The following is a 24,461-nucleotide window of genomic DNA, read 5'->3' as shown; positions in this document are numbered from 1 at the left end:
GAAATTCGCCGCGGGCAGTGCTTACGCTACGGCATCCTGCATTTGGGCAGGGCAAAAAAATTGGCCCCGACTTCGGTTCGAAAACCGCCGTCGGGGCCACGAGTACCAGCTTGTGGCCGGGTGGATATTGTCAGTGCACGCTTTCGCTGGCGGCACGGCGCAACACCGGAGCCTTGGCGGCGCTGGCGGCGAACAGCACCAACAGGAGATAGCAGGCCAGCGGCACGAGGAATGCGGTGAAGATGCCCGCTGCGTCGGTTACCGCACCGGCCAGTGCCGGGATCAGCGCGCCGCCGATGATGCCCGTGCAAAGCAAGCCGGATGTGGCTTCTTCGCTGGCGGAGGAACGCTCCAGCGTTAGGGTGAAAATCACTGGGAACATGATGGAATTGAACAGGCCGATGGCAAGGGCAATGTAACCTGCCGGCACCCCGCGGGCGACGAACAGGTAGGCGCACATGGCGGCGGCAATCGCCGAGAAAATCACCATCAGGCGCGCAGCAGGGAAACGGGCGAGCAGCACCGTACCGATTGCACGCCCCACCATTGCGCCGCCCCAATAGAACGACACGGCCTTGCCCGCCTGTTCAAGGCTGACATTCCAGATCGCGGAATTGTTGAGATAGAAGGCCATCTGCGTGCCAACGACCACTTCGGCGCCGACATAGACGAAAATCGCACCAGCACCCAGCACGGCCCAGCGCGATGCGAAAGCCTGCGCCAGCAAAGCGCCTATGCCGCCGGTCGGCTGTGCTGGCGGCGCTGCGGCAGAAATGCGCGCGCGGTTCACGAAGAAGAACACCAGCAGCACGACCAGCAACCCGCAGATCCAGAAATAGGCACGGTCGATACCGGCCAGCGCCGCAGCGCGGACTTCCGGTGTCAAAGCCTGTCCATCGGCCACTTCCACGCCTTTGAGGAACAGCGATGCGCCCAGCGCCGGGCCGAGGAATGTGCCGAAGGAATTGAACGTCTGCGAAAGCGTGAGGCGGAAGTGGCTACCCTCGGGCTTGCCCAGCGCCGCGGCGAGCGGATTGGCGGCCACTTGCAACACGGTGATGCCAGCGGCGAGCATGAACAGCCCGGTGAGCACCAGCGGATAGGACGCCATGTTGGCGGCGGCCAGCATCACAAGGCAGGCCAGCGTCATCGTGATCAGCGCCAACAGGATTGCCGGAACCGCGCGCATTTTTCCGATGATCGCGGCGGCGGGGAAGCTCATCACCCCATAGGCGATGAAGAAGGCGAAGGCGGAAAGTTGCGCTTCGAGCGTCGTGAGCGTGAAAATGCCCTTCACCGCAGCGACCAGAGGATCAATCAGCGATGTGATGAAGCCCCACGCGAAAAACAGCACAGTGACGGCTGCGAAGGCCGCTTTCTGCGAGTTGGGACTTGCGGAACCTGCTGACGCGCTGACTGACACTTCGCTCTCCTAAACCGGTCGCTGGCAGACCGTTGGCCTGCGGGTCTAGCTGGCCTTGTCAGCGATGTCATCCATTTGCATAGCTATGCAAATGACGCCTCATCCCTGTGCCATTGCGGGGGGCAGTTCGCGGCGCAGCTTGTCGATCAGGCGCTGAACCTTGGGCAGGAGGTGCCGCCGCTGCGGATAGACTGCCCAGATCGGATCGTCCTCTGGCCGGAAGGCACCAACGACTTCGACGAGCGAACCTTCGGCAATGGCTCGGCTGACGTAGAATGCGGGCAACTGGCACAGGCCAAGGCCCGCTATTGCGGCGTCGTACACGGCGGTTCCGTTGCTGCAACGCCAGCGTCCGCGCGGACGGATGGTGCGCACTTCTCCGTCAATGCGGTAGCGCCAGGTGTCGGACGTGGCGGGGATACATTCGTGCGCTTCAAGATCGTCCACCGTCTCCGGCGTGCCGTGTGCGGCAAGGTAGGCGGGCGAGGCACAGGTGATGATGCCGCGTGTGGCGATCTGGGTGCGGATCAGGCGGCTGTCGGGCAGGGTGCCGGTGCGGATGGCAAGGTCATAGCCTTCGGATACCAGTTCGACCACGCGGTTCGACAGATCGAGGTCCACCGACAGCTTCGGATATTCCTGCACATAAGCGCGCACGATCGGGGCCACGAAGCGTTCGCCCAGCGCCGTGGGGCAGGTGATGCGCAAGTGGCCCTGCGGTTCGCCCTGAAGATCGAGCATGGCGATGGCCTCGTCCCGCTCGGCAATCAGGCGGCGGAACTGGTCCACCAGCGTGCGTCCGGTATCGGTCAGGCTGACCGCGCGGGTGGTGCGGTGGAAGAACTGCGCGCCAAGGCCCTGTTCCAGCCGGGCCACCGCGCGGCTGACGTGCGATGTGGACGTGCCCAGCCGTTTTGCTGCGGCGACAAATGTCCCCGCATCGGCGACTGCTACCACCTCATCAATCCCATCCCATCGATTGTTCATTGTTCTCGTCTTGCAACAGTGTTTCGCGTAATGCGCAATTTAACACTGGCGTAGCAATTATGCTAACGGCCCTACAACAGATTTTGGCCATTCTTAAGGGAGACCCGTGCCATGAAGACCCGCGCCGCCGTGGCTTTCGCGCCCAAGCAGCCGCTCGAAATCGTCGAACTCGATCTTGAAGGCCCCAAGGCGGGCGAAGTTCTGGTCGAAATCATGGCGACGGGCGTGTGCCATACCGACGCCTATACGCTCGACGGTTTCGACAGCGAGGGCATCTTCCCCAGCGTTCTGGGCCACGAAGGTGCAGGCGTGGTGCGCGAAGTTGGCCCCGGCGTCAGATCGGTAAAGCCGGGCGATCACGTTATCCCGCTCTACACGCCCGAATGCCGCCAGTGCAAATCGTGCCTTTCGGGCAAGACCAACCTGTGCACCGCGATCCGCGCCACGCAGGGCAAGGGCCTGATGCCTGATGGCACAAGCCGCTTCAGCTACAAGGGCCAGACCATCTTCCACTACATGGGCTGCTCCACCTTCTCGAATTTCACGGTCCTGCCCGAAATCGCGGTTGCCAAGATCCGCGAGGACGCACCGTTCCAGTCCGCCTGCTACATCGGCTGCGGTGTGACCACGGGCGTTGGCGCTGTGGTGAACACCGCCAAGGTGCAGGTGGGTGACAACGTGGTGGTCTTCGGCCTTGGGGGCATCGGCCTGAACGTGATTCAGGGCGCGCGGCTGGCGGGTGCGGGCAAGATCATCGGCGTGGACATCAATCCTGACCGTGAGGAATGGGGCCGCAAGTTCGGCATGACAGACTTCCTCAACTCCAAGGGGTTGAGCCGCGAGGAAACGGTGGCGAAGGTCGTTGAGATGACCGATGGCGGTGCGGATTACACCTTCGACGCCACCGGCAACACCGAAGTGATGCGCACCGCGCTGGAAGCCTGCCATCGCGGCTGGGGCACGTCGATCATCATCGGCGTGGCCGAAGCGGGCAAGGAAATCGCCACGCGTCCGTTCCAGCTTGTGACAGGCCGCAACTGGCGGGGCACTGCGTTCGGCGGGGCCAAGGGGCGCACCGATGTGCCGAAGATCGTCGACATGTATATGACCGGCAAGATCGAAATCGACCCGATGATCACCCACGTGATGGGTCTGGAAGAGATCAACACCGCGTTCGATCTGATGCACGCGGGCAAATCGATCCGTTCAGTTGTGGTGTTTTGAATCTGAACAGGTTTACACAGTTTACACAGTCCTGAGAAACTATTGAGGGGCCGGTCGGACGCATGTCTGGCCGGCCTTTTCGTGTGCGAAAAGGCGCGTAGGCGGGAGTTTGATGGGTCAAGGAACGGGGCGGAGGCTGGCACTTTACGAGCGTGTAGGACAGCGGATTTTCAGTCCGTGCCTTGGTAAAGGCTCCGCATTGATCACATTGCTGATGCCGTGCGGTCCGGTTTCTGCAGCGCCGCAGGTACATCGGCTGTCGTAGTTGCCCGTGATGTAAATTCGCCGGCTCTACACGTGCGTCGGAATAGCGACATCATTCCTGAATATGTGACGAGAATCACGCAGACTAAGGCCGTGCAAAAGCACTTTTACCCCATTATGGTTTGAAACGTTCGATTCGCAGTAATGAATATCCAATTCGGTTTCTGGAAATCGGCGGGGCAAATAGGGGGCTCGTTTCGGATGAGAGCGAAGTTCGTCGTGCAGCTTGTCGCGTGCATGGTTGGGGTTACTACTTCTGTGGCGTTTGGCGCCGCGACAGCCTCGGCGCAGGCTGTAACCTCCAAACCCATCGTGGCCATCGAGAAGATGGACGATCTCGCAAACTCCGGTCAGGCAGCCGCCTTTTCCACGATGATCCAGTCGGCAATCGAATCGACGAACAAGTTCCGTGTGATCGAACGCGCCCGTCTGGACAAGCTGGTGGGCGAGCAGGCCCGCGCCAAGTCCGGGTTGGTCACCAGCCGCAAACCCGGCAAAGTCGGCGGGTTTGAGGGCGCGGACTATCTGATCTACGGTTCTATCACGACGCTTTCGATGGTGCGTAAGTCCGACTTCGGCAGTTCGTTGCTTTCAGGGATGCTCAGCAACAACAATGGTGGAAAGACCTGTTCGGGCGGTCAGGCAACGCTTTCGATCGACATCAAGATCACCGACGCAGATAGTGGCGAAGTCCGCTATAACCGCCGGATCGACGAAACGCAGAAGCTTGCCACCACGTGCGACACGCAGAATCCGTCAGTCGATGCAGCGGCGTTGTTGCGTTCAGCTGCCGACAAGGTGGCGACGGGTCTGGTAACCGCGATCTATCCTATTCAGATTGCGGCCGTCCAATCGGACGGTGTCATCGTGCTCAACTACGGTGAGGGCGCGGTCAGGGTTGGCGACATGATGTCGATCTTTGCCAAGGGTGAAGTCATCCGAGATCCTGCGACCGGCGAAATCATTGCCAATGATGAGCAGCGTGTAGGCGGCCTGCGCATTACCGACGTTCTTGGCCGCGTCTCGAAGGCGCAGCCGATGGGGGCTTTCTCAGGCACACCGACAGTAGGTGCAATTGTCCGTCCGGCAACGGCGGATGAAGTCAGGTTGATGAACGCCAAGCCGAAGAAGAAGTGAGGGGCCCGGCCATGAACAAGCACAGCAATGCTTTTGGTGCGGCGATGGTTGCAGTGGCTCTGGCAAGTTCGGTTCCAGTGCAGGCACAGGTCGGTCCGGCCATATCCATCGGCGCTTTCGATGCCGAGGAAGCGTGCACGATTTACCAGCAATATGCAGGTCGTCGGGCTGAATACGCTGATCCTTATGTCTACGCATCGTACAGCAGCTTCTTTACCTATCTGGTCAAGGACTGTGTGCAGAATTTCCCATCCTTGCGCACCGCATTGCAGGCGGCGCTGGCTTCGTCCGGCAAGTTTGCGCAGCGCGCGGGAGGGTATGTGGTGACCGGACACCTTTCGCGCGTCAGCGGAACGGGTGGCCCTGCGCCCGACGCACCCGATATGGGGCCGGGCGGATTCTCGATCACGTCCAGCAGCATGTTCGTGACTATGGACTTCACGGTGAAGGACGCGCGCGGCCGCATCGTGTTTGGCGATGTCGTTACCAAGAAGATAGAAGTGGGTTCCGACATCAACGTGAACGGTTTCCGCGCCACGTCTTCGCAGGGCGGCCCGGGGCTTTATGCCGTGCTGCAGAAGGAGCTGTCGCAAGCCATTGCCCGCAAGATCGCGTTCCACTTTGTCCCGTTGGCGGTGATCCGCAACGAAGGCACCGAAATCCAGTTGAACTATGGCGCGCCGCTCATCGCGCTGGGTCAGACGGTCCAGGCGACGGCGCCCGACGGTTCAGCTGTGGCGCGCTATCGCGTAACCTCCGCTTCCAATGGATCGGCGCTGGCCGAACTTGAAGGCGATGGCAGGTATCAGCGCATCGTGCCCGGAAGCCAGGCGATCGTAATTGAAAATGACGATCCAGCGGCCAATGGGCCGAGGTTCAAGCGCACGCCTCTGCCCTGAACGACCGCACCGGCACATCACATCGCGGATATGCCGCCGTCGAGCTTCAACTCGGCCCCTGTCATGAAGCGACTTTCGTCGCTGGCGAGGTAGAGAACACCGGCGGCGATGTCGTTCGGGTCGCCGACGCGGCCCAGCGGGATCTGGCGGGCGAGTTTTCCCATGACGACGCCTTTGTCGAGATTTGCGTTGGCGCTGATGCCATCGAGAATGGGGGTGTCGACGAAGGTGGGATGGACCGAATTGCAGCGGATGTCCCAGCCGCGCTTGGCGCAATAGAGCGCAACCGATTTGGTCAGCATCCAGACGGCTGCCTTGCTGGCGTTGTAACCGGGCATTGTGTCCGACGCGATCAGGCCTGCGATAGAACTGATGTTGACGATAGAGGCGGGCTGGCTGTCGCGCAGCAGGGGCAGGGCCTTTTGGCAGCCGAGGAACACGCTGTCGACGTTGATGGCAAAGCCGCGATGCCATTCGTCCAGCGTGCAGGTTTCGATATTGCCGCGCACGCCCACGCCCGCGTTGTTGACGAGGACGGAGAGGCCGCCGAGCTTTTCGGCGGCAAGGGCGATGGCCTTGTCCCAATCATCCGCGCTGGTGACATCGTGCTGCATGGCAAAGGCAGTGCCTGCGCCCAGTTCAGCGTTGATCGCATCGGCCTGTGCCACAGCGCCATCGCCGTTGATGTCCGTCAGCAGCACGCGCGCGCCTTCGCGGGCGAGCATCCATGCGTGTGCTGCGCCGAGGCCCTGCGCTGCGCCGGTGACGAGGGCTTTCTTGCCGTGAACTCTGCTCATGTAGGTTCTCTCCCGAAAGTTCATGCGCCCCCGCCCTTCGACTGGCTGGAAAGCCAGACGCTCAGGATAAACCGGGGGCCTCAGTCAGTTTACGCGAGCGTTACGTCACAACACCGAGGCCCCCGCCTTCGCGGGTGAGCAAGCCATTTGAGGTTAGACAAGCAATTCGCGCCGCTTCGCGCAAGCGGCGGAAATGTCAGGCCATGATGCCGGGGGATAGGAGGAGGAGCATTCGCACGTCGATAGCGTAGCCTTGCGCGCGCTTGGCGGAGAGGAAGCGTTCGATTTCCGTAAGGGCAACCCGGTGCACGGTGATGCCTTCACCTTCCACACCGCCGCCTTCGGAAACTTTTTCAAGATCGTGCGCGCGAAACAGGGTGAAGGCCTCTGTCACCATGCCGGGCGACGAATGGAACTCGCCCAGCGATTCGATCCGGCCCGGACGATAACCGGTTTCCTCTTCCAGTTCGCGGGCGGCGGCAGCGGCACCGTCCTCGTTTTCCGCAGCGTCTTCGTCACCGATCAGGCCTGCGGGAAGTTCGATGCACGGGCGGCCCAGCGGTACGCGGAACTGTTCGACCAGCAGGACCTGGCCATCCTCGATGGCGAGGATTACCGCTGCCTTGATGTTGCGGGTGCGGCTGACATATTCCCAGCGCCCGCGCGTCTTGGCGATGATGAAGCGGCCTTCCCAGCGCACCTGTTCGGGATGATCGCGGTATTCTTCCTCAAGGCTCATACTTCGATCAACCTGTCTGGCAGTTCGTTGGTATCATCGTCGCTGCGCGGGAAGTGTTCGGCCAGAACTTTGCCCACTTCGCCTACCGCCGCCGCCATCCCTTTCGCGATTTGGCCCGCACGCAGCGGGTCGAGCATGGCTTTCATCGCGTGGCCCCATGTTTCGGGCGAAACCTTGGAAGCGATGGCTGCATCGGCGATGATTTCGGCGTGATGTTCATCAAGGCTGACATAGATCAGCACCCCGGTGCGGCCCGATGTGCGGCTTTCCGCACCGACACGAAAACAGGTGAGCGCACGGGCGCGAACGCGGGCATTGCGGACGAAGCTTGGCGTGAGCCACAGGCCCAGCGGCGTGAACCGCATTAGCAGATACATGCCGCCAAATTTGAGCGCGGCGAACGTGAGCGCCACGCCTAGCACACCACGCGGCGTCCATTCGTGACCCCACAGGCCCAATGCGCGTTCAACCAGCGAGAAGTAAAAGGTGGGCGCGATTTCGAGCGCTGAAAGTGCGAGGAAAGCGACCAGTGCCGACCAGATCAGCGAAACATCGTGATAGGTGTCGGAACGGGGCGTGACGATGGTGACGATCTCGCCCGCGCTGTGCATTTCCGCAGCCGCGACGGCATCGGAAACCAGCTTGTGATCGGCTGCGGTCATTGCAAGTTTTGCCATCACCAGTCCCCCGAAGCGCCACCGCCGCCGGAGTCACCCCCGCCGAAACCGCCAAAGCCGCCGCCTCCGCTCCAGTCGGACCCGCCGCCGCTGCTCCATCCTGAGCCACGGTTATTGTCCGATGCGGCGCGGGCGATTTCACTTATGCCCCAAAGCACGATGCCGGGATCGATGCCACTTCGGCGCTGGACATAGCCACGGTTGCGGCGGCCAAAGATGGCGATGAGCACAACGATCAGCACGATCCAGAATATCGCGCTGGCGATGACCGAACCGCCTGAACCTTCGCCCTTGCGCGCAGCGGCGGCGGCTTCGGCAACGGCCTTTGCGTCGGCGGGATTGCGGCTGAGCTGGGTGAGGATCTGCTCTACCCCGGCATTGATGCCGCCTGCATAATCGCCCTGTTTGAAACGGGGGGTGACTGCGCCTGAAAGGATGCGCCCGGCCAGGACATCGGGCAGATATTCCTCAAGGCCAAGGCCCACCTCGATCCGCACCTTGCGTTCGTTTGGTGCAATCAGGAACAGCAGGCCCTGATCGGTCTGCTTGCCGCCTATGCCCCATGCGCGGAACAGCTCGTTGGCGTATGAGTCAACGTCCTGATCGTCGAGCGAGGCGACCGTTGCGACAACTACCGATCGTCCTGTCTGCGCATTGTAGGCAGATAGCCTTTGGGTGAGGGCGGCTTCCTGATCGTCGGGAATGATCTGGGCCTGATCCAGCACCGGCCCGGTGGGGCGTGCGGGCATGGCTGCTTGTGCTGTTCCGGCCAAAAGCAGGAACAGCACCGCGAACATCTGCCATAAGGCGCGCGCCAAAGCCCTCGGCGGGCGGATCATTTTATTGGCCCGATGCTGCCGGAGCCGGGGCCGCAGGCGCGTTCATGTCAAAGTTCACCGTCGGCGCGGTTTCGGCACCGGCAGCGGCCTTGAACGGCACCATCGGCTTTGCGCCGTGGATCAGCTTTGCGCCGATGGCATCGGGGAAGGTGCGGATGGTGGTGTTATAGGCCTGCACCGCTTCATTATAGCGCGTGCGCGCCACGCCGATGCGGTTCTCGGTCCCTTCAAGCTGCACCATCAGATCGGCAAAGCGGGCCTGGCTTTGCAGTTGCGGGTAGTTTTCGACCACGGTGCGCAACTGGCCCAGTGCCTGGGTCAACTGGTTCTGCGCGTTCTGGAATTTCTCGAACTCGGCGGGGTTCGAAAGATCATCGGTGGTGATGTTGATCGATGTGGCGGCGGCGCGGGCGTTGGTCACGTTCGTCAGGATCGTGGTTTCCGATGCCGCTGCGCCCTTTGCCGTGGCGACAAGGTTGGGGATCAGGTCTGCACGGCGCTGATAGGAGCTTTCGACATCGGCCCAACGCGCCTTGGCTTCTTCCTCGGCAGCGGGAACGGAGTTGATTCCGCAGGCCGAAAGGCTGGCGGCGGCAACGGTGGCGAATGCAATCTGCGTAAAGCGGGTGGCGGCCATCGAAAAGTCATCCCCATTGTGTGAGCCGCGATGCGGCCCGAATAATGCATGAGATAGAGGGACTGCGTTACGGTTCAAGTATCGACCCGATATGCAACCGATTGAGGGTTGTCGTTGAAACACGTCGCTGGCAAGCTCCGCTCTCCAATATGGTTAATGTGTCGAGGGGGATTGGTCGATATGATTTCGGAATTCAAAGCATTTATCGCGCGCGGGAACGTGCTTGATCTGGCGGTCGGTGTGATCATTGGCGCGGCTTTCGGCAAGATCGTTTCGTCTCTGACCGACGACGTGCTGATGCCGCTTATCAGCCTGATCACGGGTGGCATCGATTTCAGCCAGAAGTTTGTGGTGCTGGGGTCTATCCCGGCAGACTACAAGGGCGAGATGACCTACGCCGCGCTCAAGGCCGCGGGTGTGCCTATGCTGGGCTGGGGATCGTTCATCACGGCGGTCATCAATTTCCTGATCCTCGCCTTCGTGATCTTTTTGATCGTGCGTCAGGCCAACAAGCTGATGGCAAAGCCCGAAGCACCTGCCGCCCCGGCCGGGCCGACCGAGGTCGAACTGCTGGCAGAGATCAGGGATGCGCTGAAGAAGTAAGGACGACCCTCCGTCATTCCCGCGAAGGCGGGAACCCAGCGACAAGACCGTCGTCGCACCGCGACGATTCTTTCGTTGGACTGGATCCCCGCCTTCGCGGGGATGACGAGGTGTGATGAGTGGCGTGAGTTGAACGGGGCGGGTGCAAACCTGCCCCTTTTCATTTCTCGCGCAGTGCCTATATGGATCCCTGCCGGTTTCGACCGGCTATGGTGATAAACTGCGGCGTGCAATAGGCACAGCGGACCCGGGGGCGGTACCCGGCGGCTCCACCATCACTACCGTGTTCTTTCGGATGCGGGCCTTGTTGTCGCAAGGGTGTTGATGGGGCCGAACTAGGATCGACGTGTGTTGAAAAGCGCTGTTTTTGCCCAGGCTGAGTAACCTGCTCAAGGCTCAAAACTCACAAGTGCCAACGACAACGAAGCACTTGCTCTCGCTGCATAATTCTAGGGGCTAACGCCCTGAAGTTATAAGGTTAGAGCACGGTTCGGACCGAACCGGGTAACAGAATCGGAAACCGGGGGCTGGGGGCGAGCCTAGCAACAGAATCGCCCTATTCACGTTTTCGGCGCGATACTCAGATCTTGGCGGAAGCTTCCGTCTGCGCACGAGCCTGTTGTTCCATGCGCACGGCATCAAGAATTTTGGCTCCCGCGATGAACACTGCGCCTGTAGCTGCCAGAAACAGCATCTTGCCACCAAAGCCGGGATATTCGGTGAGGTAAGCTTTGCCGCGCTCAACCGCGCCTAACGACAGCGCATAGATCACCGCGAACGCCTCGAACCGGGTCTTGATGATGAAGAGGCGACCAATTTTGCGCAGCATCCCGAACGGTATCCTTTTGTCCTGCCATCTGCTCAGCAACGATCGTGCCAGATCAGGGTTTGCTGAAAAGCGCCTGGTTAACGCGAGCTTCACTGTAAAGCCCGGCGACAAGCGGGCAAGCACCTTGCCCTGAGGATACGCGAAAGAGTTCAGGCCAGTTCCGGCAATTGCAGCATTTCGAGCAATGCCGTGCGTGCTGCGATGACCGAGCGCGCGAGCGATTCCCGGCCAAGATCAACGGGATCGATCTGTTCGGGCCAATGCGCCGCAACCACCGCCTCAACTTGCGCAATCTTGGCCTCGTCCAGCAGGAAGCGCGGATCGACGGTGGCAGGATCGGCGACAACGCGCAGACGCAGGCAGGCGGGGCCACCGCCATTGGCCATCGACTGGCGCACATCGACCGGCAGGACCCGGCGGATAGGGCCGTTTGAGGCCATATGTGCTTCCAGCCAGCCCCGTACCAAAGGCGTCTCCCATGCTTCCAGCGGGATGACGAGGGCCATTTCGCCTGATGGCAGCGTCAGGAGTTGGGCGTTGAACAGATAGCTGCGGATCGCATCGGCCAGGCTGACCGTGCTGGCAGGAACGATGACGATCTCGACCTCGGGCAGGCGTTCGCGGATCGCGGCATATGTGCCATCGGGATCGGCAAAGGCCTGTTCGTGCGTGAACAGCACGCGCTCGTTGGCGACGGCGACGACATCATTGTGGAATGCGCCTGCCGCGATGGCTTCAGTGGATTGTTCGACGAAAAGGCAGCGTTCCGGGGCGAGGCCGTGACGGCGCGCGATGGCGCGGCTCGCCTGTTCATGCTGGCGTGCGGGAAACGCGCCGCCCGTGGTGCCATAGACGAAGATTTCGAGGCCGGGGGCTTCGTGGGAAGCGCACATGCGCATGTGATTGGCTGCGCCTTCATCCCCGAAGCAGGGGGGCACGGCATCGTGAACGACAAAAGCTTGAGCATTGGCAAATGCAACGCGCAACTGGCGCAGGGTATCAGGCCATTCCTGCGATCGGTGCGGCATGGTGACGAGGTTGGCGGCGGTCAGGTGGCAGCGCCCGTCCACCGTATCGGGTGCGGGGCTGACGGTGGCCGCATTGGCGGTCCACATGGATGACGCAGACCATGCCGCCGCGCGCAGGCGGCGTTGGGCTGGATCGCTTTCGTCAATTGCGTGAAGGCCCAGAGCGCCGAGAAACGCCGGGTTGGGCCGGGGAAGGGGCGCGAACAAGCCCTGCGTCAAACCCAAGCCAATGTTGTGGCGCATCTTGGCCAAGCCCTGCAGGGCGGCGGCACGTGGGTAGGAAACCTCGCCTGCATTGCTGGCGGATGCGAGGTTGCCGAGGCTGAGGCCTGCGTAATTGTGGCTGGGGCCGACAAGGCCATCGAAGTTGATTTCAACGAGGGGCATGACGTGTCCTTAGCGCTCCACAAACCACACGGCATCGCCCGCCTTGACGCCCAGCGCAGCAGCGGCGACCGGATCGAGCGTCGGGCCATCGGGCGTTTCGTGCAGTTCGGCAAAGGTGCAGCGATAGTCCGCAAGCGTGCCAGTGGCGGCGAGCGCCTTGATCACCGGGCCATCGCTTTCCGGCGCGCGCACATGCGCGATGGGCAATTGCCTTGCCTCGCAGATCGAACGCACGCGATCGGTTCGGGATGTCATCGTCGGGCCGCCGTCGAAGATATCGACATATCCTTCGTAGGCAAAGCCTTCCTCTTCGAGCATCCGCATTGCCGCGCGGCCCGATGGGTGCGGCAGCCCGATGGCGGAGCGAGCAGATTCGGGCAGCATTGCGATATAGACCGGGTGCTTGGGCATCAGATCGGCGATGAACTGGTTGCCGTTGATCGCGTTGAAATAGTCCGCTTCCTGAAAGCTCATGCCGAAAAAGCGCCCTGCCACGCCGTCCCAGAACGGCGATCCGCCGCGCTCGTCGATCACGCCGCGCAATTCGGCCAGGATCTTCTCCCCAAAGCGCTGGCGATGCATGGCGATGAACAGATAGCGGCTGCGCGCCAGCAACATGCCCAGGCCGCCTGCGCGCTCGTTGGGATGAAGGAACAGGCCGCCCACTTCGCTCGACCCTTCAAGGTCGGTCACGAGATTGAGCATCTCTGCCCGGAAGGTGCGGTTCAGTTCCTTGGAATGCTGCGTCAGCGTGGCCATGCGATAGGAATAGAATGGCCACTGGCGGCCCACGCTGGTGAATATCTGCGATGTGCCGCGCACTTCGCCGGTTTCGACGTTTTCCAGCACGAAGACGAACAGTTCGTCGCTGGGGTTTTTGGGATCACCCACGTCGGTATTGCCATAAGCCTCTGCTGCGCGGGCGAGTTTCGCGGTCAGCGCCTTGCGATCGGGCGGCAGGTTGGTGAAGCCACCACCAGTGAGCTTGGCCATTTCGTAGAGCGGTTGCAGATCGTTCGCGCGTGCGGCGCGGATGCGGAAGGTCATCACATTCCCCCGGAAAGACGATGCAGGACAAGCGCGGAAAGCGCGGCGCGCTCTGCCAGCGAAGGCACGATCAGGAACTCCTGATCCGAATGGATTGCCCCGCCGCGCACGCCCATCGTATCGACCACGGGCACCCCGCAGGCCGCGATGTTGTTGCCATCGCAGACGCCGCCCGATGGTTGCCAGCGGATCGGCTGGCCCAGCGCTTCACCACATTCGCGCACCAGACCGAATAGAGCGGTAGCTTCCGGCGTGAGCGGTTTGGGCGGGCGTGAAACGCCGCCGTGAAGGTGGATCGCCACATCGTGGAGCTTTTCAATCACACGGATCGCCTCGCGCAGGGCAGCGTCGAACGTTTGCGCCTGTTCGGGCAGGCGCGGGCGTACGTTGAAGCGCAGCACGGCATGGTCGGGCACGACATTGTTGGCACTGCCGCCATCGATCTTTGCCGGGTTTATCGAAAGCCCCGGCTCTTCCATCGCTTTCAGCCGCAACGCCAGATCGGCAGCGGCAAGAATGGCATTGCGCCCGTCCTGCGGATTGCGCCCAGCATGCGCGGAGCGACCCTTGATCACCGCGCTGTAGTTGCCGCTGCCGGGGCGCTCGCCGGCCAAGGTGCCATCGGGCAACGCGGAAGGTTCATAAGTCAGCGCAGCCGCCTTGCCCTGCGCCAGTTCGGCAATAAGCGTCGCGGACGACAGGCTGCCGGTTTCTTCATCGGAATTGATCAGCACATCATAGCCGACCGATGCCGCAGCAGGGCTGGCCTCGAAGGCTTGCAGCGCGGCAAGGATTACCGCGATCCCGCCTTTCATGTCGGCCACGCCGGGGCCGTTGAGCGTTTTGGCATCCAGCCATTGCAGCGTCTGGAACGGGTGGGTGGGACTGAAAACCGTGTCCATATGCCCGGTCAGCAGATAGCGGCGCGGTGCCTGTGGGCGGACCGACAACACAAGGTGCGCACCGTTGGGCGTGTCTCGCTCTGTACCGTCTGGCGCTATGGTCTGCACCGGCGCGGGATCAATCTTGCGGATATCGCCGGGCAGCACGGCAAAGGCATCGGCCAGCATGTCGCACTGGCGGGCAAGGCCGGGCAGGTTCCCCGTGCCGGTGTTGATGGCGCACCATTGCTGGACCAGCGCAAGCATGGGGGGCGCATCGAGCGGTTCGAGCAGGGCTTGTTCGGTGAGGGAAAGCTGTTGCATCTGCAACCAGCGTAGCGGGTTGAACCTGTCGGGTGAACCCCCTCAAGACTTTCGTATTGTTGCCAAGCTTGTTCAAAGCGGGCATAGGCTGGGACGTTCCTCCCCAGGTTCATCGGATTCGGCGCAGGCGGGTTTGTCCGTCGGCGCAGTTTATGCGAGCGTATGGACATGGGAATTATGAGCGAACGTATCGAGCGCAATGGCCTGCGAGTTGACGCAGCCCTCGCCACTTTCATTGACAGCGAAGTTCTGGTGCCGCTGGGCCTTGAACGCGAAGCCTTCTGGCAGGGCTTTGCCACGCTGGTGGGCCGTTTCGCTCCGGTAAACCGCGCGCTTCTGGCCAAGCGCGATGCGTTGCAGGCGCAGATCGACGCATGGCACCGTGAACGGCGTGGCAAACCTCTTGATGCGGTGGCCTATCGCGCGTTCCTGACTGAAACCGGCTATCTTGTGCCCGAACCTGCCGATTTCCTGATCGGGACGGAAAACGTAGATCCCGAAATTGCGACGATGGCCGGGCCGCAACTTGTCGTGCCAGTTCTAAATGACCGCTTTGTGTTGAACGCCGCCAATGCGCGCTGGGGCAGCCTTTATGACGCATGGTATGGCACCGATGCGCTGGACGCTGCGCCTGCCAAGCCGGGCGGCTATGACAAGGTGCGCGGCAGCGCGGTCGTTGCGGCAGGCCGCGCGTTCCTTGACGCTAGGTTCCCGCTTTCGACCGGTAGCTGGGCCGACTGGGACGGTGCGGGCGATCCGCCGCTGGCTGATGCGGCGCAACTGGTGGGTCGCAAGGCAGGCGGGCTGCTGCTGATCAACAATGGCCTTCATGTCGAGATCGTGATCGACCGTTCGACGCCGGTGGGTGCTGACGACAAGGCAGGCATTTCCGACATCGTGATGGAAGCCGCGCTGACGACCATCGTCGATCTTGAGGATTCGGTTGCGGCGGTTGATGCCGAAGACAAGCTTGTTGCCTATCGCAACTGGCTGGGTCTGATGCGCGGCGATCTGGAGGCGAGCTTCCAGAAGGGCGGCAAGACGCTGACCCGCACGTTGGAGGGCGACTGCGAATGGACGTCGATCAGCGGCGAGGCAATGGTCCTGCCGGGGCGTAGCCTGTTGTTCGTGCGCAATGTCGGCCATCTGATGACCAACCCTGCGATCCTGCTGCCTGATGGTAGCGAAGTGCCCGAAGGCATCATGGACGCGGTGATCACCAGTGCCATCGCCATGTTCGATCTGAAGGGGCTGGGCCGCCATCGCAACAGCAGGGCGGGCAGCGTTTATATCGTGAAGCCCAAGATGCACGGGCCAGAAGAGTGCGCTTTCACTAACGACCTGTTCGATGCGGTGGAAGATCTGCTGGGTCTTGCGCGCCACACCGTAAAGGTGGGTGTGATGGACGAAGAGCGTCGCACCTCGGCCAACCTCGCCACCTGCATCGCGGCGGTGAAGGATCGCGTGGTCTTTATCAACACAGGCTTCCTTGACCGGACAGGGGATGAAATCCACACCTCGATGCAGGCGGGCCCGATGATCCGCAAGGGCGCGATCAAAGGCTCGGGCTGGATCGCCGCTTATGAAAAGCGCAATGTCTGCATCGGGCTGAAGCAGGGCCTGTCGGGCAAGGCGCAGATCGGCAAGGGCATGTGGGCCGCGCCGGACATGATGCGCGACATGATGGAGCAGAAGGTCGGCCACCCGCGCACGGGCGCGAACACGGCTTGGGTGCCATCACCCACCGCCGCCACGCTGCATGCAATGCACTATCATCAGGTACCGGTCTTCGCCCTTCGCGATGACATTGCGAAGGAACCGGTACCGGGCCTCGATGCGCTGCTGGCGATCCCGCTGGCAGACGGCGCGAACTGGTCGGAAGACGAAGTGCGCGAGGAATTGGACAACAATGCGCAAGGGTTGCTGGGCTATGTCGTGCGCTGGATCGATCAGGGTGTGGGCTGTTCCAAGGTGCCCGATATCAACGATGTGGGCCTGATGGAAGATCGCGCCACGTTGCGCATTTCCAGCCAACATATGGCCAACTGGCTGCTGCACGGCGTTGCCACCAGTGAACAAGTGATGGACAGCCTGAAGCGTATGGCGGCCAAGGTCGATGCGCAGAATGCCGACGATCCGCTTTATGAACCGATGGCGGGGCGCTGGGAAGAAAGCTTTGCCTTCCGCGCGGCCTGCGATCTGGTGTTCAACGGGGTGGAGCAGCCGAACGGCTATACCGAGCCGCTGCTTCATGCGTGGCGGTTGAAGAAGAAGGCCGCGATGGCGAAAGTGGCTGAGTTGGCCTGATCGGCGTTGACAATGCTGGGTCGGTCATGATGACTTTCGGGTCATGACCGACCCAGCAACCAAAGGCCCTGCGTCCTACTTTCCGTCTATCGAGAAGAAGTATGGCAAACCGATAGCCGAATGGCAGGCGCTGGTGCGCGCTGCCTTGCCCGCCAAGCATATGGAACTGGTTGCAATGCTGAAAGAACAGCACGGTATGGGTCACGGCCATGCCAACGCGGTTGTGGCCTATACGCTTGCCGAAGACGGCAAATAGCTACTTCGTCAGCACCCGCGCGATGCTGACGAACTCTTCCACGCTCAGCGTTTCGGCCCGGCGCTGCGGGTCTATTCCCAACACGTCCAGAGCATCGAGCGCGCCCGGCAACCCCTTCAGCGATTGGCGCAGCATCTTGCGCCGCTGGCCAAACGCGGCCTCGGTCACCCGCTCAAGCATCCGTGCCGAAACGCCTTCTGGCATTGTGCCGGGTTCGACATGGATGATGGCCGACATGACTTTGGGCGGCGGGGTGAAGGCGCTGCGGTGGACCTTCATCGCGATGCGCGGGGTGCTGCGCCACTGCGCCAGCACGGCAAGGCGGCCATAGGCATCGGTGCCCGGTTGCGCGACGATGCGTTCGGCCACTTCCAACTGGAACATCAGCGTCAGCGATTTCCACTGCGGCGGCCAGTCCTGCCCCGATAGCCAGCCGGTAAACAGTTGCGTGCCAACGTTGTAGGGCAGGTTCGCGGCAACGTGCCACGGGCCTTCGAACAAGGTGTCGGGTGCGATTTTGGTCGCGTCGCCCTCGATTACGGTCAACTGGCCGGGGAAAGCTTCGCCAAGTTCGGCCAGCGCGGGCAGGCAGCGCTTGTCCATTTCGATCGCGGTGACGTTCGCTCCGGCGCGCAGCAGGGCGCGCGTCAGACCGCCGGGGCCGGGGCCGACTTCCAAAACGTTTTCGCCCTTCAGCTTGCCCGGCACGCGCGCGATGCGATCCAGCAGATGTTCGTCGAACAGGAAATTCTGCCCCAGCGCCTTGGTGGCGAAAAGGCCGTGGCGGTTCACGACATCGCGCAAGGGCGGCAGATCGGGAAGGTCGGTCATGCGGTTGCCCTTCGTGCGGCGCATTGGCCTGCCATGCGCAGGGCGGCGATGGTCGGGCCGACGCGCGCCGTGCCGGTGCCGGCAATGCCGAAAGCGGTGCCGTGATCGGGCGATGTGCGCACGATGGGCAGGCCGAGCGTGACATTGACGCCTGCATCGAAATCAAGCGCCTTCAACGGGATCAGCGCCTGATCGTGATACATGCATATGGCCACATCATAGCCCTCGCGCGCTTCGGCGTGGAACATGGTGTCGGGCGGTAGCGGGCCGAAAGCGTCGATTCCAGCATCGCGCAAGGCAGCGATGGCTGGTGCGACAACGGCCATGTCCTCGCTGCCCATGCGTCCATCCTCTCCCGCATGGGGATTGAGGCCCGCAACCGCCAGACGCGGGCGCGCAATCCCGTAATCGCGGGCGAGTGCGGCGGCGGTGATTGCGGCGCGGCTGCGGATCAGGTCTGCGGTCAGCAGGTCCGGCACGGACCGCAGCGACACGTGAACCGTTATCGGCACGACGCGCAGGCTCGGCCCCGCCAGCATCATCACGGCGTTTTCGGGCGCGATGCCGCAGGCCTCCGCAACAAATTCGGTCTGCCCCGGATGGGTGAAGCCCACGCGGGCAAGGCGGCTTTTGGCAATCGGGCCGGTGACCAGTGCGGATGCCGCTCCTGAACGGACAAGACCCGTAGCCGTGGCCAGCGCATTCAGCGCCAGTTCCGCGCCCGCATCATCGGGTTCGCCCGGCGTGTAGGGCAGGTCTGCCAGATCAAGCACAGGGAGTGATCCGGCAAAGCAGTCGGCCACTTCATCCGGCGTCTTCACGGTGCAGACCGGAACGGTGATGCCACGCCTGCGGGCCGCTTCTTCAACCACGCGGGCTGATCCGACGACGAAGAACGGCGGCAGTCCTTCGGCATCGCTCAGCGCCCATGCGGCGGCTGCAAGTTCCGGGCCGACACCGGCCGGATCGCCAATCGAAAGGGCAAGGGGGGGCTGCATGAAACAGCCTTACGCGGTTCGTTCGAGACTGGCGAGCCGTTCGAGCGCGGGCCCCAGTTCATCAAAATGGTCGATCACCGCATCCGCGCCAAGTTTATCAGCAGGCACATCGTTGAAGCCAAAGCGCACCGCAACCACCGAGAGGCCCGCCGCGCGCGCCGCACCGATATCGAATGTGGTATCGCCGACGAACGCCGCCGTGCCGCCGCCGCAACGCCGCACCATCTCAAGCAGCATGTCAGGCTTCGGCTTTGCCCTGTCGCGGCCAAGTGTGTCGCCGCCGATCACGCAGGCGAAGCGATGCAGGATGCCCATTTCCTCGAACAGCCGAACGGCCAACGATTCCTTCTTGTTGGTGGCGATGGCAATCTTCACGCCGCGCGCGTCCAGCGCATCGAGCATCGCTTCACCGCCGGGAAAGAACCTCGTGTGATGGGCGATGTTTCGGGCATAAAACGCAACCAGCTCGGCCTGCAGGCCATCGAACGCATCTTCGTCGACCCCGCCCGATTCCATCAGCGCTGACCGCAGCATTTGCGCCGCCCCGCCGCCAACGTGGCGTGCCGTCTCCGTAAGCGGCACTGGCGGTCGCCCGGCCAGCGCCAGCGCATGGTTGAGCGCCACGCCGAGATCGTGGCTGGTATCGAGCAGGGTGCCGTCGAGATCGAATCCGACGATGGTATAAGGAAAATCCGCCATGATGTGCGCAACTGGCCCGGCGTTCTGGAAAGCGCAAGAATTGTCTGGCAAGGGTGCGGGCATGACTGAAAATACCCCGCTCGCCATTATCGTTCTCGCCGCCGGAAAAGGCACCCGCATGAAGAGCGACCTGCACAAGGTGCTCCATCCCATTGCGGGCAGACCGATGCTGATGCACCTTCTGGCCAGCGCCGCCGATCTTGCGCCGACGCGGCAGGTGGTGGTGGCAGGCCACGGGCGCGATCAGCTTGAAAAAGCGCTGGGGGAAAGCGCAACGATTGCGGTGCAAGACCCTCAGCTCGGCACTGCCCACGCGGTGCAGCAGGCCGAAGATGCGCTCGCAGGCTTCGATGGCGACGTGCTGATCCTCTATGGCGACGTGCCGTTTGTGCGCACTGCCACGATGCAGGCGATGATCGCGCGGTTGCACGATGCTGACAGCCCCGCTGCCGTAGTGCTGGGCTTTGAACCTGCAGATGCGCTGCAGTATGGCCGCGTGATCGCGCTGGATGGCCGTATCGTCAAAATGGTGGAGCACAAGGACGCGACCGAGGTCGAGCGCCAGTGCCGCATTTGCAACTCCGGCCTGATGGCGCTGCGCAGCGCCGACCTGTTCGGCCTGCTCGCGCGCGTGGGCAATGACAACGCGCAGGGCGAATACTACCTGCCCGATGTGGTGAACATCGCCATTGCCGATGGCCGCACTTGCGCTGTGGTGGTGACCGACGATGCCGATGAAGTCGCCGGTATCAACTCCCGCGCAGAACTGGCGGAAGCCGAAGGCCGCTGGCAGCAACGCCGCCGGGGGCAGGCAATGGCCGACGGTGCAACGCTCACCGCGCCCGAAACCGTTTGGTTCGCATGGGATACAGTCTTGGGCCGCGATGTGCTGGTCGAACCCAACGTGTTCTTCGGCCCCGGCGTTACCGTGGCCGATCACGTCACCATCCATGCGTTCAGCCATCTGGAAGGCGCAACTCTGGCTGAAGGCGTGCAGATTGGCCCTTACGCCCGCCTGCGTCCCGGCGCGCGGCTGGAAGAAAAGGCCAAGATCGGCAACTTCGTCGAGGTGAAGAATGCCACTTTGCACAAGGGAGCCAAGGCCAACCACCTGACCTATCTGGGTGATGCAGACGTGGGTGCAGGCGCTAACATCGGCGCAGGCACGATCACCTGCAATTACGACGGCTATTTCAAGCACAAGACCGTGATTGGTGAACGCGCTTTCATCGGGTCGAACAGCGCCCTCATCGCGCCCATCAAGATCGGTGCCGACGCCATCGTCGCCGCAGGCAGCGCCGTATCGCGCGATGTGGGCGACGGCGAACTGCGCATGGTCCGCGCCGAACAACTGGTAAAACCCGGCTGGGCAGACCGCTTCCACGATGCGATGAAAAAGAAGAAAGCCGAAAAGAAAGGCTGATCGGCCTGCGTCTCTGCCATCTTTTCCGTGGACTTTCGGGAAAAGATGGTGGGCGCGACAGGGATTGAACCTGTGACCCCACCCGTGTGAAGGGTGTGCTCTACCGCTGAGCTACGCGCCCGTCGGGGCAGGGCTGAAAACCTCTGCCGGACGTCTGACCGAAGTCAGGGGCGCGCCTCTACGACGAGTCGGTTTGATTGACAAGTGGGGCAATCAAGATATTTGCGCTGGCCATGACCGACGAAACCATCCAGCCCGAATCCGCGCCCGAAACGCCTGTTGCCAGCACCGATGTCGGCAGTACCGGCGCAGACGTGCCGCCCGATCACCTTGCCATTCACCCGCGCAGCCCGTTCTTTGATGCGGACAAGCTGCGTCGTGGCGTGGGCATCCGCTTCAAGGGCGTGGTGCGCAACAATGTCGAGGAATATTGCATTTCCGAAGGCTGGGTGCGCGTGCAGGCTGGCAAGACGATGGACCGCAAGGGCAATCCTTTGACGATCAAACTGACCGGTCCGGTAGAGGCATGGTACGAAGATTTGGGTGAAGACGCGCCGGTGGCGAAGGCCTGAACGAAACAGCGCATCCTTGCGCCCCCGCGCAGGGGGGGGCTCGGCGTTGTTCCGCAGCCCATCGTAAACCGCCTGAGGCCCCCGCCTGCGCGGGGGTGCGTTTCACTTAAATCTTATCTTGGCAACAGCCGCCCCCGCTCGCGCGCGACCAGCGCCGTCAGCCAGTCCTTGAACGCTCGCACCCGCGCCAGATTGTGCGTGTCCTTGTGCGTCACCAGCCAGAACGAGCGGGTTATGCGCTGGTCTGGCAGCACCGGCACCAGCCATTTGTCGGCATCACCGATGAAGCACGGCAACACGCCGATCCCTGCGCCCGCCGCGATCATCCTGTGCTGCGCGATGATCGAGGATGAACGGACATTGGCGACAAGATCGGGTTCGATTTCCGCCAGATAGCGCAGTTCGGGCGCATAGAGCAGATCGGGGATATAGCCCACCAGCCGGTGGCCTTGCGCCAGTTCGGCCGGGCGTTCGGGCACGCCCTTCTGCGAAAGATAGCCGCGCGTGGCATAAAGGCGCAGCGCATAGTCCGAGAGCTTTCCAGCAATCACCGGCCCTGCGCGCGGACGCGAAAGTGTGACGGCCAGGTCCGCCTCGCGCTTCGACGGGCTGAGAAAGCCAGACGACGCCACAAGGTCCACGACAAGTCGTGGGTTTGCCTCCACGAAATCGCGCAAGGCAGGCGCGACGATCCAGCTGCCCAGCCCTTCGGACAAGCTGATGCGCAGCGTTCCCGCGATTCCGCCACCACCCGCCGCGTTTTCGGCAATGCGGCTGGCGGCCTGATCCATCGCTTCCACTTCGGCCAGCATGGCTTCGCCCGCTTCGGTCAGCACCTGCCCTTCGCGGGTCTGTTCGAACAGGGTGGCACCGGTTCTTGTTTCCAGACGGCGCAGGCGGCGGCCGATCGTGGTGGCATCCACGCCCATTGCCGCCGCTGCACGGGCAAGCTGCCCGGCGCGGGCCACCGCGATGAAGGCCTGAAAATCGTTCCAGTCGGTCGATTGCATCAATTCACCTGCAAATTTGCAGGTTATCCTCGCACATTCGCCTGTTGCCTGCAATCCATCGCAGGCGCATCACCGCGCCACACGAATTCAGGCGGAAGAGGAAATCCATGCGTCTCGTAGACCACTTCATCGTTGGCGGCCCCGGTGGCGCGCCTGCTCGCAAGGGCGATATTTTCGATCCCAACAATGGTGGCGTGCAGGCGCAGGTCGCGCTCGGCACGGCAGAAACGCTGGAGCGTGCGGTGCAGGCCGCGCTCAAGGCTCAGCCTGCATGGGCCGCTACCAATCCGCAACGCCGCGCCCGCGTGATGTTCCGGTTCAAGGAACTGGTCGAAGCGAACATGGATGCGCTGGCGCATATGCTCTCGTCCGAACACGGCAAGGTCATTGCCGATTCCAAGGGTGACATTCAGCGCGGGCTGGAAGTCGTCGAATTCGCCTGCGGTTTGCCGCATGTCCTGAAGGGTGAATACACGCAGGGCGCAGGCCCCGGCATCGATGTCTATTCGATGCGCCAGCCCATCGGCATCGGCGCGGGCATTACGCCGTTCAACTTTCCCGGCATGATCCCCCTGTGGATGAGCGCGATCGCCATCGCCACCGGCAACGCCTTCATCATCAAACCGTCCGAGCGTGATCCCTCGGTCCCGGTGCGCTTGGCCGAACTGTTCATCGAAGCAGGCCTGCCCGAAGGCATCTGTCAGGTCGTCCACGGCGACAAGGAAATGGTCGATGCGATCCTCGATCATCCGGCCATCGGTGCGGTCAGCTTCGTCGGTTCGTCGGACATCGCGCACTATGTCTATAACCGGGGCGTTGCCGCCGGTAAGCGCGTGCAGGCAATGGGCGGGGCCAAGAACCACGGTATCGTGATGCCCGATGCCGATCTGGATCAGGTGGTCAACGATCTGTGCGGCGCGGCTTTCGGTTCGGCGGGCGAACGCTGCATGGCGCTGCCGGTGGTCGTGCCGGTTGGTGAGGAAACCGCCGAAAAGCTCAAAGCCAAGCTGATCCCGGCGATCAACGCTCTGCGCGTTGGCGTATCGACCGATCCCGAAGCGCACTATGGTCCGGTGGTGACGCAGGCGCACAAGGAAAAGGTCGAGGCCTGGATTTCGAAGTGCGTCGATGAAGGTGGCGAATTGGTCATCGACGGTCGCGGCTTCACGCTGCAGGGCCATGAAAACGGCTACTTCGTTGGCCCGACGCTGATCGATCATGTCACGGCTGATATGGACAGCTACCACAACGAAATCTTCGGCCCGGTGCTGCAGATCGTGCGCGCGAAGGACTTTGAAGAAGCACTCGCCCTGCCTTCGAAGCACCAGTACGGGAATGGCGTGGCGATCTTCACGCGCAACGGCCATGCCGCGCGCGAATTTGCCGCCCGCGTCAATGTCGGCATGGTCGGCATCAACGTGCCGATCCCGGTGCCGGTGGCCTATCACACTTTTGGCGGCTGGAAGCGGTCCGCCTTTGGCGACACCAACCAGCACGGCATGGAAGGCGTGAAGTTCTGGACCAAGGTCAAGACGATCACGCAGCGCTGGCCAGATGGTTCGCCTGATGGCGGGAATGCCTTCGTCATCCCGACGATGGGCTGAGGCCAGACGGTTCAGGAAAGGATTGCTCCGGTGCGCGTT

General features: G+C 62.3%; 24 protein-coding genes, 1 tRNA gene and 1 other RNA gene. 10 read left to right on the top strand and 16 right to left on the bottom strand.

Annotation, left to right across the window (positions count from 1 at the left end):
• Window positions 1-130: 130 nt before the first annotated feature.
• Both HGI47_RS17155 and HGI47_RS17150 read right to left on the bottom strand, forming a co-directional pair.
• Window positions 131-1,423, bottom strand: a complete 1,293-nt coding sequence (locus HGI47_RS17155) for an MFS transporter (protein WP_168853998.1) — start codon at window positions 1,421-1,423, stop codon at window positions 131-133.
• Between the two features lie 99 nt (window positions 1,424-1,522).
• A complete protein-coding gene (locus tag HGI47_RS17150) occupies window positions 1,523-2,410 on the bottom strand; it encodes a LysR family transcriptional regulator (protein ID WP_168853997.1) in 888 nt (295 codons plus the stop codon).
• Between the two features lie 111 nt (window positions 2,411-2,521).
• On the opposite strand from HGI47_RS17150, the gene HGI47_RS17145 reads away from it, so the two are divergent.
• From HGI47_RS17145 to HGI47_RS17135, 3 genes are all read left to right on the top strand, one after another.
• A complete protein-coding gene (locus tag HGI47_RS17145) occupies window positions 2,522-3,634 on the top strand; it encodes an S-(hydroxymethyl)glutathione dehydrogenase/class III alcohol dehydrogenase (RefSeq protein ID WP_168853996.1) in 1,113 nt (370 codons plus the stop codon).
• A 465-nt stretch (window positions 3,635-4,099) separates the two neighbouring features.
• Window positions 4,100-5,035 carry a CsgG/HfaB family protein gene (locus tag HGI47_RS17140; RefSeq protein ID WP_168853995.1) on the top strand — a complete coding sequence of 312 codons (936 nt, stop codon included), beginning with the start codon at window positions 4,100-4,102 and terminating at the stop codon, window positions 5,033-5,035.
• A gap of 11 nt (window positions 5,036-5,046) precedes the next feature.
• Window positions 5,047-5,934, top strand: a complete 888-nt coding sequence (locus tag HGI47_RS17135; RefSeq protein ID WP_168853994.1) for a hypothetical protein — start codon at window positions 5,047-5,049, stop codon at window positions 5,932-5,934.
• 17 nt (window positions 5,935-5,951) lie between these two features.
• Here HGI47_RS17135 and HGI47_RS17130 read toward each other — a convergent pair whose 3' ends face one another.
• From HGI47_RS17130 to HGI47_RS17110, 5 genes are all read right to left on the bottom strand, one after another.
• Window positions 5,952-6,731 carry an SDR family oxidoreductase gene (locus tag HGI47_RS17130; RefSeq protein WP_168853993.1) on the bottom strand — a complete coding sequence of 260 codons (780 nt, stop codon included), beginning with the start codon at window positions 6,729-6,731 and terminating at the stop codon, window positions 5,952-5,954.
• 196 nt (window positions 6,732-6,927) lie between these two features.
• Window positions 6,928-7,470 carry an NUDIX hydrolase gene (locus HGI47_RS17125; RefSeq protein WP_168853992.1) on the bottom strand — a complete coding sequence of 181 codons (543 nt, stop codon included), beginning with the start codon at window positions 7,468-7,470 and terminating at the stop codon, window positions 6,928-6,930.
• Window positions 7,467-8,147: a TPM domain-containing protein gene (locus HGI47_RS17120; RefSeq protein ID WP_168853991.1), complete on the bottom strand. Its 681-nt coding sequence runs from the start codon at window positions 8,145-8,147 to the stop codon at window positions 7,467-7,469. Before HGI47_RS17120 ends, HGI47_RS17125 begins: the two co-directional genes overlap by 4 nt.
• Window positions 8,147-8,986: a YgcG family protein gene (locus HGI47_RS17115; protein ID WP_240950255.1), complete on the bottom strand. Its 840-nt coding sequence runs from the start codon at window positions 8,984-8,986 to the stop codon at window positions 8,147-8,149. The genes HGI47_RS17120 and HGI47_RS17115 overlap by 1 nt, the downstream gene beginning before the upstream one ends.
• 1 nt (window position 8,987) lies before the next feature.
• Window positions 8,988-9,623 (bottom strand): LemA family protein, encoded by a 636-nt coding sequence (locus HGI47_RS17110; protein ID WP_168853990.1) that lies wholly within the window; start codon window positions 9,621-9,623, stop codon window positions 8,988-8,990.
• Window positions 9,624-9,803: 180 nt separating this feature from the next.
• On the opposite strand from HGI47_RS17110, the gene mscL reads away from it, so the two are divergent.
• Together mscL and ssrA are read left to right on the top strand one after the other, a co-directional pair.
• On the top strand, window positions 9,804-10,226 hold the full coding sequence (mscL, locus tag HGI47_RS17105; RefSeq protein ID WP_168853989.1) for a large conductance mechanosensitive channel protein MscL: 423 nt from the start codon (window positions 9,804-9,806) through the stop codon (window positions 10,224-10,226).
• Between the two features lie 153 nt (window positions 10,227-10,379).
• Window positions 10,380-10,748: a transfer-messenger RNA gene (gene ssrA / locus HGI47_RS17100) on the top strand.
• 58 nt (window positions 10,749-10,806) lie between these two features.
• Here the strand turns inward: ssrA and HGI47_RS17095 are convergent.
• The 4 genes from HGI47_RS17095 to HGI47_RS17080 form a co-directional block, all read right to left on the bottom strand.
• Entirely contained in the window at window positions 10,807-11,055 is a 249-nt protein-coding gene (locus HGI47_RS17095) for a hypothetical protein (RefSeq protein ID WP_168854036.1), read from the bottom strand.
• A 149-nt stretch (window positions 11,056-11,204) separates the two neighbouring features.
• A complete protein-coding gene (locus HGI47_RS17090; protein ID WP_168853988.1) occupies window positions 11,205-12,470 on the bottom strand; it encodes an N-succinylarginine dihydrolase in 1,266 nt (421 codons plus the stop codon).
• Window positions 12,471-12,479: 9 nt separating this feature from the next.
• Complete coding sequence (locus HGI47_RS17085; RefSeq protein WP_168853987.1) at window positions 12,480-13,517, bottom strand: arginine N-succinyltransferase; 1,038 nt, start codon at window positions 13,515-13,517, stop codon at window positions 12,480-12,482.
• Window positions 13,517-14,722, bottom strand: coding sequence for a hydrolase (locus HGI47_RS17080; protein WP_168853986.1), 1,206 nt, complete (start codon window positions 14,720-14,722; stop codon window positions 13,517-13,519). Before HGI47_RS17080 ends, HGI47_RS17085 begins: the two co-directional genes overlap by 1 nt.
• Before the next feature lie 177 nt (window positions 14,723-14,899).
• Here HGI47_RS17080 and HGI47_RS17075 point away from each other — a divergent pair, with 177 nt between their 5' ends.
• Together HGI47_RS17075 and HGI47_RS17070 are read left to right on the top strand one after the other, a co-directional pair.
• Window positions 14,900-17,029, top strand: coding sequence for a malate synthase G (locus HGI47_RS17075; protein ID WP_168853985.1), 2,130 nt, complete (start codon window positions 14,900-14,902; stop codon window positions 17,027-17,029).
• A 43-nt stretch (window positions 17,030-17,072) separates the two neighbouring features.
• On the top strand, window positions 17,073-17,285 hold the full coding sequence (locus tag HGI47_RS17070; protein ID WP_168853984.1) for a DUF4287 domain-containing protein: 213 nt from the start codon (window positions 17,073-17,075) through the stop codon (window positions 17,283-17,285).
• Here the strand turns inward: HGI47_RS17070 and rsmA are convergent, their stop codons facing one another.
• From rsmA to HGI47_RS17055, 3 genes are read right to left on the bottom strand one after another with little or no spacing between them, the layout of a single operon-like run.
• Window positions 17,286-18,116, bottom strand: coding sequence for a 16S rRNA (adenine(1518)-N(6)/adenine(1519)-N(6))-dimethyltransferase RsmA (gene rsmA / locus HGI47_RS17065; protein WP_168853983.1), 831 nt, complete (start codon window positions 18,114-18,116; stop codon window positions 17,286-17,288). It lies immediately after the preceding gene.
• Window positions 18,113-19,114 (bottom strand): 4-hydroxythreonine-4-phosphate dehydrogenase PdxA, encoded by a 1,002-nt coding sequence (gene pdxA / locus HGI47_RS17060; protein WP_168853982.1) that lies wholly within the window; start codon window positions 19,112-19,114, stop codon window positions 18,113-18,115. The genes rsmA and pdxA overlap by 4 nt, the downstream gene beginning before the upstream one ends.
• A gap of 9 nt (window positions 19,115-19,123) precedes the next feature.
• The gene (locus HGI47_RS17055) at window positions 19,124-19,813 is read right to left on the bottom strand and encodes an HAD-IA family hydrolase (protein ID WP_168853981.1); all 690 of its coding nucleotides are present in this window, start codon (window positions 19,811-19,813) and stop codon (window positions 19,124-19,126) included.
• Window positions 19,814-19,874: 61 nt separating this feature from the next.
• Between HGI47_RS17055 and glmU the strand changes: the two genes are divergently transcribed.
• Window positions 19,875-21,236, top strand: a complete 1,362-nt coding sequence (glmU, locus tag HGI47_RS17050; protein WP_168853980.1) for a bifunctional UDP-N-acetylglucosamine diphosphorylase/glucosamine-1-phosphate N-acetyltransferase GlmU — start codon at window positions 19,875-19,877, stop codon at window positions 21,234-21,236.
• 46 nt (window positions 21,237-21,282) lie between these two features.
• Here glmU and HGI47_RS17045 read toward each other — a convergent pair.
• A tRNA-Val gene (locus HGI47_RS17045) sits at window positions 21,283-21,357 on the bottom strand.
• A gap of 112 nt (window positions 21,358-21,469) precedes the next feature.
• On the opposite strand from HGI47_RS17045, the gene HGI47_RS17040 reads away from it, so the two are divergent.
• Window positions 21,470-21,808, top strand: a complete 339-nt coding sequence (locus HGI47_RS17040) for a DUF3297 family protein (RefSeq protein ID WP_206066260.1) — start codon at window positions 21,470-21,472, stop codon at window positions 21,806-21,808.
• A gap of 113 nt (window positions 21,809-21,921) precedes the next feature.
• On the opposite strand, the gene HGI47_RS17035 is transcribed toward HGI47_RS17040, so the two are convergent.
• Window positions 21,922-22,818 carry a LysR substrate-binding domain-containing protein gene (locus tag HGI47_RS17035; protein WP_168853979.1) on the bottom strand — a complete coding sequence of 299 codons (897 nt, stop codon included), beginning with the start codon at window positions 22,816-22,818 and terminating at the stop codon, window positions 21,922-21,924.
• A 107-nt stretch (window positions 22,819-22,925) separates the two neighbouring features.
• On the opposite strand from HGI47_RS17035, the gene HGI47_RS17030 reads away from it, so the two are divergent.
• Window positions 22,926-24,422 (top strand): CoA-acylating methylmalonate-semialdehyde dehydrogenase, encoded by a 1,497-nt coding sequence (locus HGI47_RS17030; protein WP_168853978.1) that lies wholly within the window; start codon window positions 22,926-22,928, stop codon window positions 24,420-24,422.
• Window positions 24,423-24,461 lie beyond the last annotated feature (39 nt).

It is taken from the genome of Novosphingobium sp. ERN07, from assembly GCF_012641335.1.
Lineage (GTDB): Bacteria > Pseudomonadota > Alphaproteobacteria > Sphingomonadales > Sphingomonadaceae > Novosphingobium.
The sequence above is the reverse complement of the archived record's forward strand: the minus strand, read 5'-3'. Positions and strand labels throughout refer to the sequence as shown.

What these genes read in the sequence shown, in the direction of transcription:
- rsmA (WP_168853983.1), bottom strand. Translation starts at nt 18,116, where the DNA reads ATGACCGACCTTCCCGATCTGCCGCCCTTGCGCGATGTCGTGAACCGC.
- HGI47_RS17055 (WP_168853981.1), bottom strand. Translation starts at nt 19,813, where the DNA reads ATGGCGGATTTTCCTTATACCATCGTCGGATTCGATCTCGACGGCACC.
- HGI47_RS17035 (WP_168853979.1), bottom strand. Translation starts at nt 22,818, where the DNA reads ATGCAATCGACCGACTGGAACGATTTTCAGGCCTTCATCGCGGTGGCC.
- HGI47_RS17140 (WP_168853995.1), top strand. Translation starts at nt 4,100, where the DNA reads ATGAGAGCGAAGTTCGTCGTGCAGCTTGTCGCGTGCATGGTTGGGGTT.
- HGI47_RS17145 (WP_168853996.1), top strand. Translation starts at nt 2,522, where the DNA reads ATGAAGACCCGCGCCGCCGTGGCTTTCGCGCCCAAGCAGCCGCTCGAA.
- HGI47_RS17080 (WP_168853986.1), bottom strand. Translation starts at nt 14,722, where the DNA reads ATGCAACAGCTTTCCCTCACCGAACAAGCCCTGCTCGAACCGCTCGAT.
- HGI47_RS17135 (WP_168853994.1), top strand. Translation starts at nt 5,047, where the DNA reads ATGAACAAGCACAGCAATGCTTTTGGTGCGGCGATGGTTGCAGTGGCT.
- HGI47_RS17030 (WP_168853978.1), top strand. Translation starts at nt 22,926, where the DNA reads ATGCGTCTCGTAGACCACTTCATCGTTGGCGGCCCCGGTGGCGCGCCT.
- HGI47_RS17075 (WP_168853985.1), top strand. Translation starts at nt 14,900, where the DNA reads ATGAGCGAACGTATCGAGCGCAATGGCCTGCGAGTTGACGCAGCCCTC.
- HGI47_RS17120 (WP_168853991.1), bottom strand. Translation starts at nt 8,147, where the DNA reads ATGGCAAAACTTGCAATGACCGCAGCCGATCACAAGCTGGTTTCCGAT.
- pdxA (WP_168853982.1), bottom strand. Translation starts at nt 19,114, where the DNA reads ATGCAGCCCCCCCTTGCCCTTTCGATTGGCGATCCGGCCGGTGTCGGC.
- HGI47_RS17095 (WP_168854036.1), bottom strand. Translation starts at nt 11,055, where the DNA reads ATGCTGCGCAAAATTGGTCGCCTCTTCATCATCAAGACCCGGTTCGAG.
- HGI47_RS17150 (WP_168853997.1), bottom strand. Translation starts at nt 2,410, where the DNA reads ATGAACAATCGATGGGATGGGATTGATGAGGTGGTAGCAGTCGCCGAT.
- mscL (WP_168853989.1), top strand. Translation starts at nt 9,804, where the DNA reads ATGATTTCGGAATTCAAAGCATTTATCGCGCGCGGGAACGTGCTTGAT.
- HGI47_RS17085 (WP_168853987.1), bottom strand. Translation starts at nt 13,517, where the DNA reads ATGACCTTCCGCATCCGCGCCGCACGCGCGAACGATCTGCAACCGCTC.
- HGI47_RS17040 (WP_206066260.1), top strand. Translation starts at nt 21,470, where the DNA reads ATGACCGACGAAACCATCCAGCCCGAATCCGCGCCCGAAACGCCTGTT.
- HGI47_RS17110 (WP_168853990.1), bottom strand. Translation starts at nt 9,623, where the DNA reads ATGGCCGCCACCCGCTTTACGCAGATTGCATTCGCCACCGTTGCCGCC.
- HGI47_RS17070 (WP_168853984.1), top strand. Translation starts at nt 17,073, where the DNA reads ATGACCGACCCAGCAACCAAAGGCCCTGCGTCCTACTTTCCGTCTATC.
- HGI47_RS17115 (WP_240950255.1), bottom strand. Translation starts at nt 8,986, where the DNA reads ATGATCCGCCCGCCGAGGGCTTTGGCGCGCGCCTTATGGCAGATGTTC.
- HGI47_RS17090 (WP_168853988.1), bottom strand. Translation starts at nt 12,470, where the DNA reads ATGCCCCTCGTTGAAATCAACTTCGATGGCCTTGTCGGCCCCAGCCAC.
- glmU (WP_168853980.1), top strand. Translation starts at nt 19,875, where the DNA reads ATGACTGAAAATACCCCGCTCGCCATTATCGTTCTCGCCGCCGGAAAA.
- HGI47_RS17130 (WP_168853993.1), bottom strand. Translation starts at nt 6,731, where the DNA reads ATGAGCAGAGTTCACGGCAAGAAAGCCCTCGTCACCGGCGCAGCGCAG.
- HGI47_RS17125 (WP_168853992.1), bottom strand. Translation starts at nt 7,470, where the DNA reads ATGAGCCTTGAGGAAGAATACCGCGATCATCCCGAACAGGTGCGCTGG.